This is a genomic window from Providencia sp. PROV130, from assembly GCF_028482225.1.
Lineage (GTDB): Bacteria > Pseudomonadota > Gammaproteobacteria > Enterobacterales > Enterobacteriaceae > Providencia > Providencia rettgeri.
Window position 1 is genome coordinate 119,770 of record NZ_JAMPQC010000010.1, and the last position, 14,875, is coordinate 134,644.

At 35.1% G+C, this 14,875-nt stretch carries 16 protein-coding genes; 11 read left to right on the top strand and 5 right to left on the bottom strand.

All coding sequences use genetic code 11. The annotated features are described in order from the left end of the window. Nucleotides 1–7: 7 nt before the first annotated feature. A complete protein-coding gene (gene minC / locus PSF28_RS07930; RefSeq protein ID WP_210839209.1) occupies nt 8–709 on the bottom strand; it encodes a septum site-determining protein MinC in 702 nt (233 codons plus the stop codon). A gap of 129 nt (nt 710–838) precedes the next feature. Between minC and PSF28_RS07935 the strand changes: the two genes are divergently transcribed. The 10 genes from PSF28_RS07935 to PSF28_RS07980 all read left to right on the top strand — a co-directional run bounded on the left by PSF28_RS07935 (nt 839) and on the right by PSF28_RS07980 (nt 10,873). Continuing rightward, nucleotides 839–1,108 carry a YcgL domain-containing protein gene (locus tag PSF28_RS07935; protein WP_210839207.1) on the top strand — a complete coding sequence of 90 codons (270 nt, stop codon included), beginning with the start codon at nt 839–841 and terminating at the stop codon, nt 1,106–1,108. 48 nt (nt 1,109–1,156) lie between these two features. After that, nucleotides 1,157–2,245 (top strand): lytic murein transglycosylase, encoded by a 1,089-nt coding sequence (locus PSF28_RS07940; RefSeq protein ID WP_272684876.1) that lies wholly within the window; start codon nt 1,157–1,159, stop codon nt 2,243–2,245. 19 nt (nt 2,246–2,264) lie between these two features. Further along, complete coding sequence (locus tag PSF28_RS07945; RefSeq protein ID WP_102140654.1) at nt 2,265–2,921, top strand: fumarylacetoacetate hydrolase family protein; 657 nt, start codon at nt 2,265–2,267, stop codon at nt 2,919–2,921. A gap of 20 nt (nt 2,922–2,941) precedes the next feature. After that, the gene (locus PSF28_RS07950; protein WP_210839203.1) at nt 2,942–3,382 is read left to right on the top strand and encodes a YcgN family cysteine cluster protein; all 441 of its coding nucleotides are present in this window, start codon (nt 2,942–2,944) and stop codon (nt 3,380–3,382) included. A gap of 466 nt (nt 3,383–3,848) precedes the next feature. Then, the gene (locus PSF28_RS07955) at nt 3,849–4,058 is read left to right on the top strand and encodes a hypothetical protein (protein ID WP_004910742.1); all 210 of its coding nucleotides are present in this window, start codon (nt 3,849–3,851) and stop codon (nt 4,056–4,058) included. A 91-nt stretch (nt 4,059–4,149) separates the two neighbouring features. Then, nucleotides 4,150–4,383: a putative hemolysin gene (locus tag PSF28_RS07960; RefSeq protein ID WP_210839202.1), complete on the top strand. Its 234-nt coding sequence runs from the start codon at nt 4,150–4,152 to the stop codon at nt 4,381–4,383. 1,587 nt (nt 4,384–5,970) lie between these two features. Further along, nucleotides 5,971–6,549, top strand: coding sequence for a fimbrial protein (locus PSF28_RS07965; protein ID WP_210840339.1), 579 nt, complete (start codon nt 5,971–5,973; stop codon nt 6,547–6,549). A gap of 110 nt (nt 6,550–6,659) precedes the next feature. After that, on the top strand, nt 6,660–7,361 hold the full coding sequence (locus tag PSF28_RS07970; RefSeq protein WP_272664955.1) for a fimbrial biogenesis chaperone: 702 nt from the start codon (nt 6,660–6,662) through the stop codon (nt 7,359–7,361). A gap of 9 nt (nt 7,362–7,370) precedes the next feature. Then, complete coding sequence (locus PSF28_RS07975) at nt 7,371–9,851, top strand: fimbria/pilus outer membrane usher protein (protein WP_272664954.1); 2,481 nt, start codon at nt 7,371–7,373, stop codon at nt 9,849–9,851. After that, on the top strand, nt 9,842–10,873 hold the full coding sequence (locus PSF28_RS07980; protein ID WP_272664952.1) for a fimbrial protein: 1,032 nt from the start codon (nt 9,842–9,844) through the stop codon (nt 10,871–10,873). The genes PSF28_RS07975 and PSF28_RS07980 overlap by 10 nt, the downstream gene beginning before the upstream one ends. A 100-nt stretch (nt 10,874–10,973) precedes the next feature. Here the strand turns inward: PSF28_RS07980 and PSF28_RS07985 are convergent, their stop codons facing one another. Both PSF28_RS07985 and PSF28_RS07990 read right to left on the bottom strand, forming a co-directional pair. Continuing rightward, on the bottom strand, nt 10,974–11,276 hold the full coding sequence (locus PSF28_RS07985; protein WP_272664951.1) for a helix-turn-helix domain-containing protein: 303 nt from the start codon (nt 11,274–11,276) through the stop codon (nt 10,974–10,976). 503 nt (nt 11,277–11,779) lie between these two features. After that, the gene (locus tag PSF28_RS07990; protein WP_210840522.1) at nt 11,780–12,400 is read right to left on the bottom strand and encodes a DJ-1/PfpI family protein; all 621 of its coding nucleotides are present in this window, start codon (nt 12,398–12,400) and stop codon (nt 11,780–11,782) included. Nucleotides 12,401–12,579: 179 nt separating this feature from the next. Here PSF28_RS07990 and grxB point away from each other — a divergent pair, with 179 nt between their 5' ends. Next, on the top strand, nt 12,580–13,218 hold the full coding sequence (gene grxB, locus PSF28_RS07995) for a glutaredoxin 2 (RefSeq protein ID WP_272664950.1): 639 nt from the start codon (nt 12,580–12,582) through the stop codon (nt 13,216–13,218). A 78-nt stretch (nt 13,219–13,296) separates the two neighbouring features. On the opposite strand, the gene PSF28_RS08000 is transcribed toward grxB, so the two are convergent. Then, on the bottom strand, nt 13,297–13,734 hold the full coding sequence (locus PSF28_RS08000) for an META domain-containing protein (protein ID WP_210838512.1): 438 nt from the start codon (nt 13,732–13,734) through the stop codon (nt 13,297–13,299). A gap of 14 nt (nt 13,735–13,748) precedes the next feature. Continuing rightward, nucleotides 13,749–14,747 carry a 2-hydroxyacid dehydrogenase gene (locus PSF28_RS08005; RefSeq protein WP_272684926.1) on the bottom strand — a complete coding sequence of 333 codons (999 nt, stop codon included), beginning with the start codon at nt 14,745–14,747 and terminating at the stop codon, nt 13,749–13,751. Between the last annotated feature and the right edge of the window lie 128 nt (nt 14,748–14,875).

A 14,875-nucleotide genomic window follows, 5' to 3' on the forward strand; every position in this document is an offset into this window, starting at 1 on the left:
ATAAGGTCTAATTTAAATATTCGATATTAAGTTTGTTATCAACTAAACAAAGTTTAGCTGCTTTGGCGAGAAATTCAGCAGGGATTTGATCGCTCAGCCAATATTCACCTGCAATTGAGACCAGCTCAGCTTGCAAATGAGTACAATAAATCTGACTTTCAATATCGCCAGAGGCTCCTGCTAATGCACGGCCTCGCATCACGCCATAAATATGGATATTACCATCTGCTAATAGTTCTGCACCTGCACTAACATTACTTGTGACGATCAGATCACTATTTGGTGCATAGATACGTTGTCCAGAGCGAACTGGGGTATTGATAATACGAGTTTTACGATATAAAGGCTCAGTTTGAACTGTAGCAGCCTGAGGCTCAGGCTGAATCTCAACAGGTTTTTGACTTTTACCTTCGCTTAATATCGGTAAACCAGCATCGTTTGCTTTTTGTCGCATTTGCGGGTTAGTACACCCACTGACCCCAACAATACGTAATCCCGCAGAAACAACAGAACGATGAATGCTCTGTAAATCTGCATTTGGGGATAATTCAGCAATGTTAATTACGACAGGAGCATTTTTAAAGAAATCAGGAGCTTGATTTACTTTATCTTGCAGCGCTTTTTTGATGAGTTTAGGCTCTTCACTGTATAAGTGAATAACTGAAAGAGTAAAACTGCTGCCTTTAAGTTCTATTGGCGATTGTGGCATCTATCCAGACTCAGCAAATTAAAATTTCCGAAACAATCCTCGGGTGAAGATATTCTGTAAAACAATAGCATGTTATAGTTACTATATACTTCAAGCAAGCTAATGAACTAAGAAAAAGAGTTAAATATAATGATTTGTGCAATTTATAGAAGCCCTAAACGTGACCAAACTTATCTTTATATTGAGAAGAAAGATGATTTTTCACGTGTTCCTGATGAATTATTAGCCCAATTTGGCACACCTCAGTTTGCTATGCTTATCTCATTAGATAAGCGTGAAAAGCTTGCCAATGCTGACTTGGCAAAGGTTAAATCTGACCTCTTAGAAGTTGGTTATTATTTACAATTCCCACCTCCGGTGGAAAATTTGCTTTCAGAACACAAAGAACTGAATAACTAGAGCAAATTAAGAAAATCCTGAAAAGCAATGACAGTCTGGAGGAGACAAATGAAACCAACGTTATTATATACATTAGTCGCTGGTTTGTTTTTAACAAGTTGCTCTGCAACACATAACGAATCAATTGTTACTCAACCGATTACAGCAGAACAAAATGCGGCGATAGCCCAAGAAGTCGTTGCTTTAGATCAAGCATTTCCTATTGAACAACGTGAGCCATCACAATTTCCGGCTTATGTGGAATTACTGAAAGAACATGCTATTGAACAGGGGATTAAGCCTGCCACCATTGAACGTGCTTTTGCTAATATCCATTTTATTGAGCGTGTAGTGAAAGCAGATAAAGGCCAACCAGAGAAAAAGGCGACGGTTACCTTAGAAAGCTATTTAAAAAACGTATTACCACAATCACGCATCAATGCAGGCTATGACAAATATTTAGAAAACAGATCCACTCTAGATGCCATCAGTGATAAATATGGGGTTCCACCTCAGTTTATTGTTTCATTATGGGGTTTAGAAAGTGGTTTTGGGCGCTCACAGGGTAAAGAGGATGTTATCTCGGCACTCGCGACATTATCTTTTGAAGGACGAAGAGAAGCGCTTTTTAGCAAACAACTTTTAGCTGCGCTTGAGATAATGGATAAAGGTTATATCCCAGAAGATCAACAGCTCAAAGGTTCATGGGCTGGAGCGATGGGCCAGAGTCAATTTATGCCAACTTCTTATTTGTCTTATGCAGCAGATGGTGATGGTGATGGCAAAATGGATATTTGGAATAATAAATCGGATGTTTTTGCATCCATCGCTAATTATTTATCAACAGAAGGTTGGCAAGCTAAATTACCATGGGGTTACCAAGTTAACTTACCTGTAGATTTTAATAAAACGTTGGAAGGCGTAAAAGCGGAACAAGGGAAAACTGTTAGTGAATGGCAAGAATTGGGCGTTACATTACCTGCATTTGCTCAGTTACCTTCAGGCGTAAAAACGTGGGTGGTTATTCCAGATGACCCTGAAGGCAGGGCATTTTTAGTGACCGAAAATTTTCGAACCATAATGCATTGGAACCGCTCGTATTATTTTGCATTGAGTGTATGCATGATGGCAGATGGCATCGCTAATAAAATACAATAACGATAATAGGAGTACTATTATGTATCAACATCGTGACTGGCAAGGTGCGTTACTGGATTTCCCTGCAAATAAAGTTGTTTGTGTTGGTAGTAATTATGCAAAGCATATAAAAGAGATGGGCTCTGCTACACCGGAAGAACCTGTTATTTTTATAAAACCAGAGACTGCCTTGTGTGATATTACTCAATCCATTGTTATTCCAAAAGATTTTGGTGCTGTTCATCATGAAATTGAGATGGCAATTTTAATTGGTATGCCATTAAAAAATGCAGATGAAGATCGTGTATCGCGTTCTATCGCCGGTTATGCAGTTGCATTAGATTTAACCTTACGTGATTTGCAAGCTAAATTTAAAAAAGCAGGCCAGCCATGGGAAAAAAGCAAATCATTTGATGGCTCATGTCCAATTTCTGGTTTTATTCCTGTTAGTAGTCCGAATGACTTACAAAATGTTCAGCTTTCTCTGGAAATTAATGGTGAGGTTCGCCAAGAGGGCTCGACGCGTGATATGATCACACCGATTTTACCTCTGATTAGCTATATGTCCCGCTTTTTCACATTACGTGCAGGGGACGTCATCTTAACGGGAACACCTGAAGGTGTTGGCCCATTAGCTTCTGGTGATATGCTAAAATTATCAATTAATGATCACTCGCTGACTACACGGGTTATTTAAGTATAGGATTAATAAGTATTATGTCGCAGTTCTGGCAAGTTAAAACGTTAGATGAAATGACGGATGAAGAATGGGAATCTCTCTGTGATGGTTGCGGGCAATGCTGCTTGCACAAATTAATGGATGAGGATACAGATGAAATCTATTTTACTAATGTCGCTTGCAATCAGTTAAATCTAAAAACTTGCCAGTGTAAGCATTATGAAGACCGCTTCAGTTATGAAGCGGATTGCATAAAACTTAATCGCTATAACTTAGAAACATTTGAATGGTTGCCAGGTACTTGCGCTTACCGCTTGTTATTAGAAGGAAAGTCACTCCCGGCCTGGCACCCATTAAAAACCGGTTCTAAAGCGGCAATGCATAATGAAGGTGTATCCATTCGCCATATCGCGGTCAGAGAAATTGATGTGGTGGATTGGGAAGAACACATTATGAATAGGCCGAAGGGTAGAGGGTAGTAGTATCCCTCTATGATACAGTAAATTATTATGGAAATACCGTTGTCAACTGTAGGCTTATTTGCCATCTTAAATATTGCTATTTTACCAGCAATAATTTCTTTTTTTGGAAAGTTTAGCCAAGCTGCATCGATGATAATTTATTCATTTTAATTGGTGCATTATAGTGGGTTAAATGAAAGTAAAGAATAATCACATCACAACAAGGTGTGATTTTTAATTCTATTAATCATAGAAATTTTCAATGAATATTCAATATTACCTTCTAGTTATTAGTTTTATCAGACTCAAAATTCTAACTGCATGAAAATCCATCTTTAAAACCGACCACTCACAATATTTATGTGCTATAGCTTAAAACTATCATATTTTTATTTGAGGAAAATTGTGATTTGTGACCTCCCATTTTGCTTTTATCAAGATACTTAGCTAATCTATTTTTTCAAGAGTAACATGGGGGATGGAAATGAAAACATTTGGTGTGGTACTCACAATTATAGGTCTCATTACCGCGATTATTTCTTACAATATGGATGTAAGTATTCCTATCGTTTATGGGGAGAGTGTGAAGGATTCAGGGCTAGCATTTGATAGGCAGAATTATATTATTGGCAGTTTGCTAATTGCATTTTTTGGTATTTTGATTGTTCTTTTCGACAACAAGAGGCGTAAGTAAAATGAGTTTTATTTTTTAATAAAATCAGATTATATTCATCTCATTCTATAATAATAAATGAATGTTCCAAATTAACTAAAGAATATTTCTTATGAAGAAAATACTTATGTTAGTGAGTTTAGCTGCTATTTCCGGATGTGTTTCCAATACAACCGCAATTGAGTCAAAAGCGGTAGGCATGGCCAATCCTGCTTCTGTGTATTGTGAACAAATTGGGGGGAAATTAGAAATTAAGATAACAGAGAAAGGGCAAGTCGGATACTGTATCTTACCTTCAGGTGATAAAGTAGAAGAGTGGGCTCTATACCGCCAGAACAAACATTAATCAACTACTACAGCGAAAACTTATTTAAGATTTTGCTGTAGTTCCAATCTAACAGTTCCAATCCAATAATATTTCTATTTTGTGTTAATTATTTCTTCAAATTAGCCGATATTGCTACAGGCGGTATGCGTATTTTTGTCATTCGATCAACTAGATAGCAATGGTAATACACAGGACTAATACTTATTAGGCTCATCATAAGGGTAGTTGCAATATTTTGATGGCTTCATATAGATTTAGTAAGGATGACCTCATCTGTTTATGGCAAATTATTGATATAAAATATTTTTATCCATTAATGTCTCATAATCGGTAAATTGTTGTACTAAAATAGAAACAGCTACCTTATGTTATGTAATTGCTAAATAAATTAGTCTTATTAGGGCGATTGATTTACCAAAAAGACGTTAAACTGTCTGCCAGTGGATAAGTAATAGAGCAAAACAGCATCTTTTAGCGATGACTTTTTGGATTTGATCACACTTTAACACACGTAATGAGTGATTTAGGAATATTCTTAATGTCAAAAATTGATGTGTAGATCACATTTCTGTAGGGTGTTCGTTTTAAGAAAACCTCATTATTTTCATGAAGTTATAAAACAAGAAAATTGACATAACACAGTTTATAGTTTGTACAGTTAATCGTGTTTTCTTATCCTATATCAAAAATAATGATAATTTTTTTTAACATAGGCTCGGCTAAATAATTTGGTATTTTGGTTTTTACTACAATATCAAGTTGAATGAATAAAGGATTATATTGCGATTTTATCGCTATTTCTTCTATCGCTTTTATTTCCCACATTCCATTTATTTTTTAATTTTGATTAAAATCGACATTTACCTCGCTAAAAATCACATTTTTAAATTTTAATAATGACCAAAGCAGACTGTTAATATAAAAGAGCGCTTATACACCCATGGTGTGTTAATTTGGCATTCAAGCATAATAATTCGAAATTTAATATTTGTAATTGTCAGGTGTTACATATCTTCATAGATAAATAAATATTAATTAAATTAATGTTTTAGTCTTTAATTGATATTCATTATTAGATTGATGCTGTGGATATTTTGCGACAAAAAGTATCAAAATGTGAATTAAAATATATATTCAATCTGAATATAACGATTTTCTTTGTTTCTAATAATCTTTATTTTTTAGTTTAGTTGATTTAAAAAAATAAAATTTAAAACTAAGCGATATTAAAGTCCAAATATTAAGCTTTGTGCGAGTAAATTAGTGGAATCAATGCATTAAAAAACTCAATCAATAGATCATTTTTAATAGCCTGTGGCTATCAAAAAATTAATAAGTGATGGAAAAAACGATTTAATTAAATTTAAGTTATTATGTATCCTCTCTTCGAAATCATATCGTGCATATGATTATAAATTCTAAATAGGACTAATTAAGAAAGATATTTACTTGCATTAGTAAAAATGGTTTAAAAATGAAACATAAATGACTAACTGTATTCAATATGCGGTGGAGTTTTTATTTTTCTTTATTTACCAATTAATTAAATAAAAGCTTAATAAGTTCTTTAAATGTAAGAATAAAATCTCATATTAGGAAATGAAAATGAAGAAAGTACTACTGACCGCTGTTGCTACAGCAATCATCGGCTTATCAACAGCTAACGCAGCAAATAAAGTTGGCGGTGGCCAAGTTAACTTTAACGGTAAAGTAACTGATGTTTCTTGTACTGTTTCTGTTGACGGTCAAGGTAGCGATGCAAGCGTCTACTTAGCACCAATTTCATTAGAAGAAGTTCAAGCAGGTGGTAAAGGTACATTATTAAAACCAAAAACATTTGCAATTGATGTGACTAACTGTTCTGCAACATCAGTTGGCGGCAATGCTAAAACGATCGGTGTGGTGTGGACTGGTGGTAACTTATTAAGTGGTAGCGAAAAATTAGGCTATTTAGCGAATACCGATTCTACTGGTGCGAAGAATATCCAATTTGTTTTATCGGCTGATGACGCTAAAAAATTCATCGTACCAGGCGGCGACAAACAACAGCCATCCGAGCTTATTACTCAAATTGACCAAGGTTCACGTTTCCAATATTACGTAGGTTATATCACCGATAAACCAACAGAAGTTACTGCAGGTGAAGTTAAAAGCTACGCAACTTACGAAATCACTTATCAATAAGAATAGGTTGGTTGTTTTAAATTAGTGTTATTAGACGTTGCAGTAAAACACTAATGGATATTATTGCAATAAGCGGTAGAACACTGCCGCTTTTATGTTTTGAGGTTTAAATGAAAGCTATCGTATTAGCATGTTGCTTTATCTTCAGTATTAATTCGTTTGCTAACAATATAATTGTTAATGGTACGAGATTTATTTACCCTGGAGATGAGAAAGAGATCACCGTACAACTTTCAAATACAGCAGAACGTCCAGCGGTTGCTCAAGCTTGGCTTGATACAGGTAATGCATCAGAAACACCTGATACGATAAAAACCCCATTTCAAATTACTCCTCCTGTTTCTCGAGTAGAAGCAAAAGGTGGTCAAAATTTACGCATAAAGTTAATGGATAAAGGGCAAATTCCTCAAGATAGGGAAAGTTTATGGTGGCTTAATATTCTAGATATTCCGCCTACTGTAAAAGGCAAAGATGGGGAAATGCAGAATGTTTTACAGCTAGCAATTCGTTCTCGTTTTAAATTCTTTTACCGACCTGTTGGGCTAGGTAGCCGAGAATTAGCACCTGAACAGTTAGTTATCAAAACAAATGGTAAGAATATTGCTATTGAAAATCCAACACCTTTTTATATTACGGTCACAAAAATATCCATCGATGGAAAGGTTGGTCTCACAGATAAAACTGTTTTGATAGAACCCAAAAATCAAACATTAGTTGAATTAAAGCAGGCAATTAAGTCTGGCAGTAAGGTTGTTGTTAACAATATTAATGACTATGGTTCAGATGTTGCGGTGACTCTAACTGTAAAATAGGAATATATAATGAAACAGCGAGAGTTAAACAATAAATATAGCAATACACTCTCTGTAGTCTGCTTTATTACGTCATGGATTGTTCCCGTATTCCATGCCTCAGCTGAAGAAGAAACCTATGAATTCAATAGTGGCTTTATTATGGGAAGTAAAGACAACGTTGATTTAGACCGTTTTAATGCGACAGGGATTAGTCCAGGAAAGTATTCAGTTGATGTATATACGAATAATGATTGGAAAGGGCGTTACGAACTTAATTTTGAAGAACAAAAAAATAAACAATTAGGGGTTTGTTATACCCCTGAGTTACTTTCAAACTTAGGTATTGATACTGAAAAATTTAATCCATCAATTGATAAAAACAGTGCTACTTGTCTGCCGTTGAATGAGTGGAACAGCGACAAAGAAGTTAAAGATATATTTCATACGTCGACACTACGTTTAGATATTTCTGTACCGCAAATTTACGAACAAAAAATTTCTCGGGGTTATGTTTCTTCGCAATTTTGGGAAACAGGAATTCCTGCATTAAATATTGGTTATATGGCTAATTACTATGATAGCCATATTAGTGGAAACCAAGGTTCAAATAGCTCTAGCGCCTATTTAGGCGTTAACGCTGGCTTGAGTTATGATGGTTGGCTATTGAAACATATAGGAAATTTGGGTTGGCAGCGTTCTACAGGTTCTGAATGGAATAGCAATCAAACTTATCTGCAAAGGCCTATTGCCGCACTAAAATCAAAAGCGACTATTGGGCAGTTTTATACGGATGGTAATTTATTCGATAGTATTGGCTTAAGAGGGGCTAAGCTAACAACGGATGACAATATGTATCCAGATGGAATGACAACTTATGCCCCTGAAATTCGAGGGATCGCTCAAAGTAATGCCTTAGTGACGATTCGGCAAAATGGCAATATTATTTACCAAACAACCGTGTCTCCTGGGCCATTTAGTTTAAATGATGTTTACCCATCTGGTTATGGTAATGATTTGAATGTTACAGTAAAAGAGGCTGATGGTAGCGAGACTAATTTTAGTGTGCCATATTCTTCGTTAGCACAATTATTACGTCCAGGGTTCACGCGTTACCAAATAGCGGGCGGTAAATCTGATTCTGAAAATTTAAGAAATCGTCCTTTTGTTGTGCAAGCGACTCTTCAGCATGGGATTAATAATACATTTACCCTTTATGGTGGGGTCACTGCTTTTGATGATTACCAAGCTTATTTGTTAGGAAGTGGTATTAATACTGGGATTGGTGCGGTTGCAATTGATGTAACACAATCTCGCATTGTATTTAATCACCGTACAGATTATGGGCAAAGTTATCGTTTTACATTTAATAAGTTATTCACTGAAACAGACACAAATCTTGTGTTAGCAGCATATCGATATTCAACGAAAGATTATTACAATATTAATAATGCACTTTATGCTATTGATAACGATAAACGTGGCGTTGTCGATACATTAGGGCGAGAAAAAAATGGTTTCAGTTACACTATTAACCAAAATTTACCTGAAGGTTACGGTGGAATTTATTTCATGGGGCGTATTTCAAGTTATTGGGATAAGTCAGGAACAGAAAAACAATATCAACTAAGTTACAACAATAGCATCAATCGCCTTTCATATGGTTTGTCATTTATGAGGGTGTATACACAAAATAGTCATGATAAAAAAGATGACAGGATCGGTGTGAACTTGAGCATTCCTCTTTATTGGGGAGAGAATCAGGTGTCTACTTTAACGTCTAATACTACATTTAATAATGAAAAGTTCGGAAGTAGCCAAATAGGTACCAGCGGTACGTTTGACCGTGATAATAATTGGACATACGGAATCAATACCTCAGTTGCAAATGGTGGTGCGAAAAATATCGGTCTTAATACTAGCTACCGTACATCGTCGGCCAATACAAATGCGAATTACAGCCAAGGTGAAGGTTATCGTCAATATGGTATAGGCGCAAATGGGTCATTAGTTTTGCACTCCGGTGGAATAACGCTAACGCCGAATAATGCAACCACAATTGCATTGATTGAGGCGAAAGACGCAGAAGGTGCATCAGTGGTAGGGGCGATGGGGACGACAATTGATAGTCATGGTTATGCTATTGCGCCTTATGTAAGAGCTTATCGCACTAATAAAATCGAAATTGACCCGAAAGGCAGTTCTGAAGATATTATTTTTGAAAATATGTCATCACAGATAGTTCCTTATGAAGGTAGTGTCGTTAAGGTTAAATTTGGTACTAAGATTGAAAAAAATGTGGTTTATAGCGTTAAAAGATCTAATAACAAACCACTACCATTTGGCGCTAATGTGACAGATCAAAAAGGTGAGGCAATCGGTATTGTTGGGCAAGGTGGTATGGTGTTCATTAGCAGTGAAATTACAACTGATGCCATTATTACGTGGGATAAAGGTCAATGTACATTCTCATTAGCTGCAGGAAATAGCAAGGAAGTTCTATGTCAATAAAAAATCAATGGGTTTGGTATATTGGGGTAGGGTTACTATTTACCGCAAATGGAGTTTCTGCAAATAATGGACGCCCTGGATACATCTATATGAATAGTTGCGAAAGAACAAGTCAGCCGGCATATAGAGTAGATATGAGACTTGGAAAAATTGTTGTAGATCCTAACCTTCCGGTTGGTAGTGTAATTAAAACACAAGATTATTCAATGAATACCAACCAAACCTACCTCTGGTGTCGTGGAAAGGTGAATATTGAGGCTGAAGTGGTCATGCCTGATTTACGCGATATTGGTGGGAAAATTTACCAAACGAATGTTGAAGGTATTGGTTTAAAATTCCACCGTTCATCGGGTCGTCAATACTCAATGACTTACCCAAGCACTTTTCCTTTAAATGTAGGGAATTATGATACGAGAGTTACATTAAATGATTCCGTTTTCACATTAAGCTTGATCAAGACAGCCAAATATACTGGAACAGGAACATTGGCAAGCGGAATTTATACAACTTATGGATACAAGCCTAATAATAATCCATATCTGGTAAGTTATTTGGATGCAAATGCTATTACTATCGTTTCGCCATCCTGCCAAGTGACAAGTGGTGAAAATCAAAATGTAATGTTAGACCCTATAAAACGAGTTCAATTAACAGCGAGAGACCAGCCTGCTGGTGAAAAAGATTTTACCATAAAATTGAAATGTAGTGGCGGTACTAGTTTTACGGGTAAGACTAATATTGATGTTACTTTTAACGGGATAAAAGCGACAGGAACTCAAGTAAATGGTGTTTTAGCAAACCAAAGTACCTATAGCCCAGCAAAAGGAATTGGTGTTCAAGTTATAGAACGAAAAGATAAAAGCCCAATCAATTTTGGCCGCCCATATCGTGTAGCATCATTAAATAATAATGATACAAAAGATATCGATATAGAACTTATCGCTCGTTATTTTCAATATGAAGATAGAACTTCACCCGGTGAAGTTTATGCTCAAATGCGTTTTGATATTACATATGATTAATTATTAAAAGTATTTTATTTAATAATAAAGGCTGACTTTATATTTAGAGTCAGCCTTTATTTTATATTCAAAATGATAATTCGTAGTTATTATAGAAGACTTATTTCAAATCAACAATTATACTTTCAGCAACATACTGTCGTTCTTTATTGATATGTTCGGATTCATCATTTTTTTCATTTTTTAATCCACTCGTATAACCTTGGAAAAACCATTCAATGGGGCAATTTAGCGCTTCAGCGATATCAACTAAATGATTGATAGGTATTTTATTAATTCCATTCTCATAACGTGAGATTTGCTGTTGACTTAAATTTAATTTATCAGCTAAATTAGCTCCAGATAGACCGAGTTCTTTTCTCCGGTTTTTTATTTTAATGCCTATTATAGTATGAATGTCCATATGACATCCTCAATTTATATGAAGGGTTATTATTTAATGCACTTAATTAAAATTACATTTGATAGTATATTAAAAACTAAAGTGTTTTAAAAGATTTAATGAACATAAATATGATGAAAATCGCGATTTAGAGCTTTAAACATTAATAAACAATAACATCATTTATAGTAAGGGATTATAACGAAAATAAGTAAAAATAGCGAATGCAGAATTCATCAAACTAAGATTGTTAAAATAAGAATTAATATTAACAAATTCAAATTGATACTTAAAATTTAATTGCTATAAAAAGTTTGATTATTTCCTTTGTTTTCAATTGGTTGCTTTCTGTTTGGGATGTGTAAGATTGAGGATGTAAAGTTAAGTTATAAGAGTAAATGTTAATTTTTTGTTTTTTATAGGTTGGTAGGGTTATTATTTGAATAATTAAAGATGACTAATAAATAAATCAATAATATTTATTAACTATCAAATAAGTTGATTTAAATAAAGCTATAAACATCTTAAATGATTACTTTTGAAAAAGGGTCATGATTGGCATCTTTATTCCATATATACTCCATTTTAAGAGCAATATTATTTGCAATGTCTCGGTTATAAAAATCGCAGATAATCTGTAATGACATATCAATACCTGCACTAATACCAGATGAGGTATAAAACTTATTATCATGAACCCATCTTGCTTTAGATTGCCATAATACCTGGTCATTGAGTGAAGTTACCCACTGATAAGCGAGCTTATTTGTTGTAGCCTTAAAGCCGTTTAAAAGGGATGTTTGAGCAAGAAGTGCGGAACCAGTACAAACTGAAATGACAGTTTCCGCATACTCAACCTGTTTTTTCAGCCACTGAATATAATCATCATTCTGCGATAATGAGCGAGTACCTTGCCCTCCAGGTATTAAAATATATTGATAACATGGGGTAAGTATAGGGCGTGTATTGACTGTAACTCCTTGAGAGCTGGTCATAGGTTTCCCTGAAGGTGAGATAAATTCAATTTGGCAATGTTCTAAGCGGCCAAATACTTCAACAGGTCCCATAACATCAAGGGTTTCAAAATTATCAAAAAGGATAATTGCGATAGAATTTAGCTGCATATTTTTCTCAAGTTTAGCCATTATTAAACATATTTTCCCATGATCTATATTTAATTATTGGGATTTTGTGCACTCTATTACATTTATTTTTCCTTGCGCTAAATAAAATCTTACAAGCGTGATAAGACATAAATGTAACCACTCAAGTATACTGTATAAAACCTATTATAACTTTTATTACCAAATTAGTGAGGTTAACAATGAAATTATATATTTATGACCACTGTCCGTTTTGTGTCAGAGCAAGAATGATTTTTGGTTTAAAAAAGTTAGCAGTAGAGCAAATCGTTTTATTCGATGATGACATAGATACACCGACAAAAATGATTGGTCGAAAAATGTTACCTATTCTACAAAAAGATGATGGGAGTTATTTACCTGAAAGTTTAGATATTGTTCATTATGTTGATAGTATTAATGAACCTAAATATGCAGGAGGGAGTATTACTCCTGAAATAGAGACTTGGTCTAAAACGGTTTCTGCTGTGGTATATAAGCTTGTAACTCCACGCTTTACTCAAACGGATTTCCCCGAAATCAGTACAACGGAAGCTAGAGCAGCATATATAAACAGAACATCAAAATCTTACGGCGACTTAAATGAGCTTAAAAAAGAAACACATACGTTGCTAGTTGAATTAGAACCGCAATTATCTTTATTAGATGCGTGGTTAGAAACACGGAGTGAAGATATTGATATTAATGATTTTATTATTTTTCCAATCTTACGCAGTTTGAGTATTGTCGAGCACTTATCATTTAGCACAAACATTCGAAATTATATGGAGCGAATTGCAAAATACTCGAATGTTAACTTGTTATTTGATAAAGCAAAATAACCTATTTGGCTGTAAGTTCAGTGGATTTTGTTAAACGCCAACCGCCTCTAAAAGAGGCCGGTTGTGCAGGATAATCCATTAATGGACGTAGTCACGTAGTGTATAAACTAATTTGTAATGGCCCTGAATTAATACTAGCTGATTGTTTTTTAAAGAAATAACAGCGCCATCAGACAGTACTCGGTTTATCATTGAATCCCATTTAGATAAATCTTCATCAACACATTCGAGTTCCGTCCTAGTTAAGTTTTTTACAGTAATTTTTGCGTTTTTGATATCGCCAAACCCGTTAAAATCATTACACATTGATGCAGAAACAAACATTTTCTCGCCAAAAGAAAGGGAAGGAGTTGTTTGCTTACTGTTAATGGCCTTACCATTCACTTCAGTGAGAATAAAACGATGATGCATTAATTTATTTTCAAGTGCTTGGTCATCATTTCGCGCATTGACTTGATGAGTTTGGCAAGCTGCTAGCAATAAACCCAAAATTGTAAGTGGAATTAGGCGTTTCATGGTTCCAGACCCAACTATGCGTTAACAATATTAGGGCAAATTTCCCCACGACTTATTTGACGGATATTATTAAGCGTAGTTTGACTGATGCTTGTTAATGCTTCCTCCGTTAAAAACGCTTGATGCCCTGTAAACAATACGTTGTGGCAAGAGGAAAGTCGACGAAAAACATCATCTTGTATGACATCATTAGACTTATCTTCGAAAAATAAATCTCGCTCATTTTCATATACATCCATACCTAAAGCGCCAATTTTCTGCGATTTTAGTGCATTAATTGCCGCAACAGAATCGACTAATGCGCCTCGGCTTGTATTGATGATCATGACGCCATTTTTCATCTTCTTAAAGGCGTCTTCATCGAGTAAGTGATGATTTTCTGGTGTTAATGGACAATGAAGAGAAATAATATCTGATTGCTCATATAAAGTATCTAAGTCAACATATTCAGCGCCCAAATCTAAAACAGCCTGGTTCGGGTAGGGGTCATGTGCGAGTAAACGCATTCCGAATCCCTTTAAAATACGTAGTGTTGCTTGACCAATTTTTCCGGTGCCGATAATACCCGCAGTGCGGTTATGCATATTAAAGCCTGTTAACCCCTCGAGAGAGAAATTTGCATCTCGAGTACGCTGGTACGCTCGGTGGATCCTGCGATTAAGGCATAGCATCATACCAACAGCATGTTCGGCGACAGCCTCAGGAGAATAAGCGGGCACGCGGACAACCTGAATACCTAATTCTTTAGCTGCTTGTAAATCAACGTTGTTAAAGCCAGCACAACGTAAAGCTAAAATTCGAATATTTAGTGCGGCAAGCTCTTTCAAAACAGCGCGATTAGCTTCGTCGTTAACGAAAATACAGATGGCATCGGCACCAACCGCATTTTTAGCGGTCTGAACCGTCAATGGAAAATCAAAATATTCAATACTAAAATTAAATCCAGAATTTTGATTTACTTGTTCCATGTGCTTGCGGTCATACTGTTTGGTACTATAAGAAACAATTTTCATCACAAAGACTCCAATTTTTAGGAACCAATTAGAAAAGAGTAGGTAAAAAGGTGTACCTACAAAATATAAACTCAGAATAAGACAATTAAGTTTGTAAATCACCTATAAATTAAGAAAATAGGTATCTG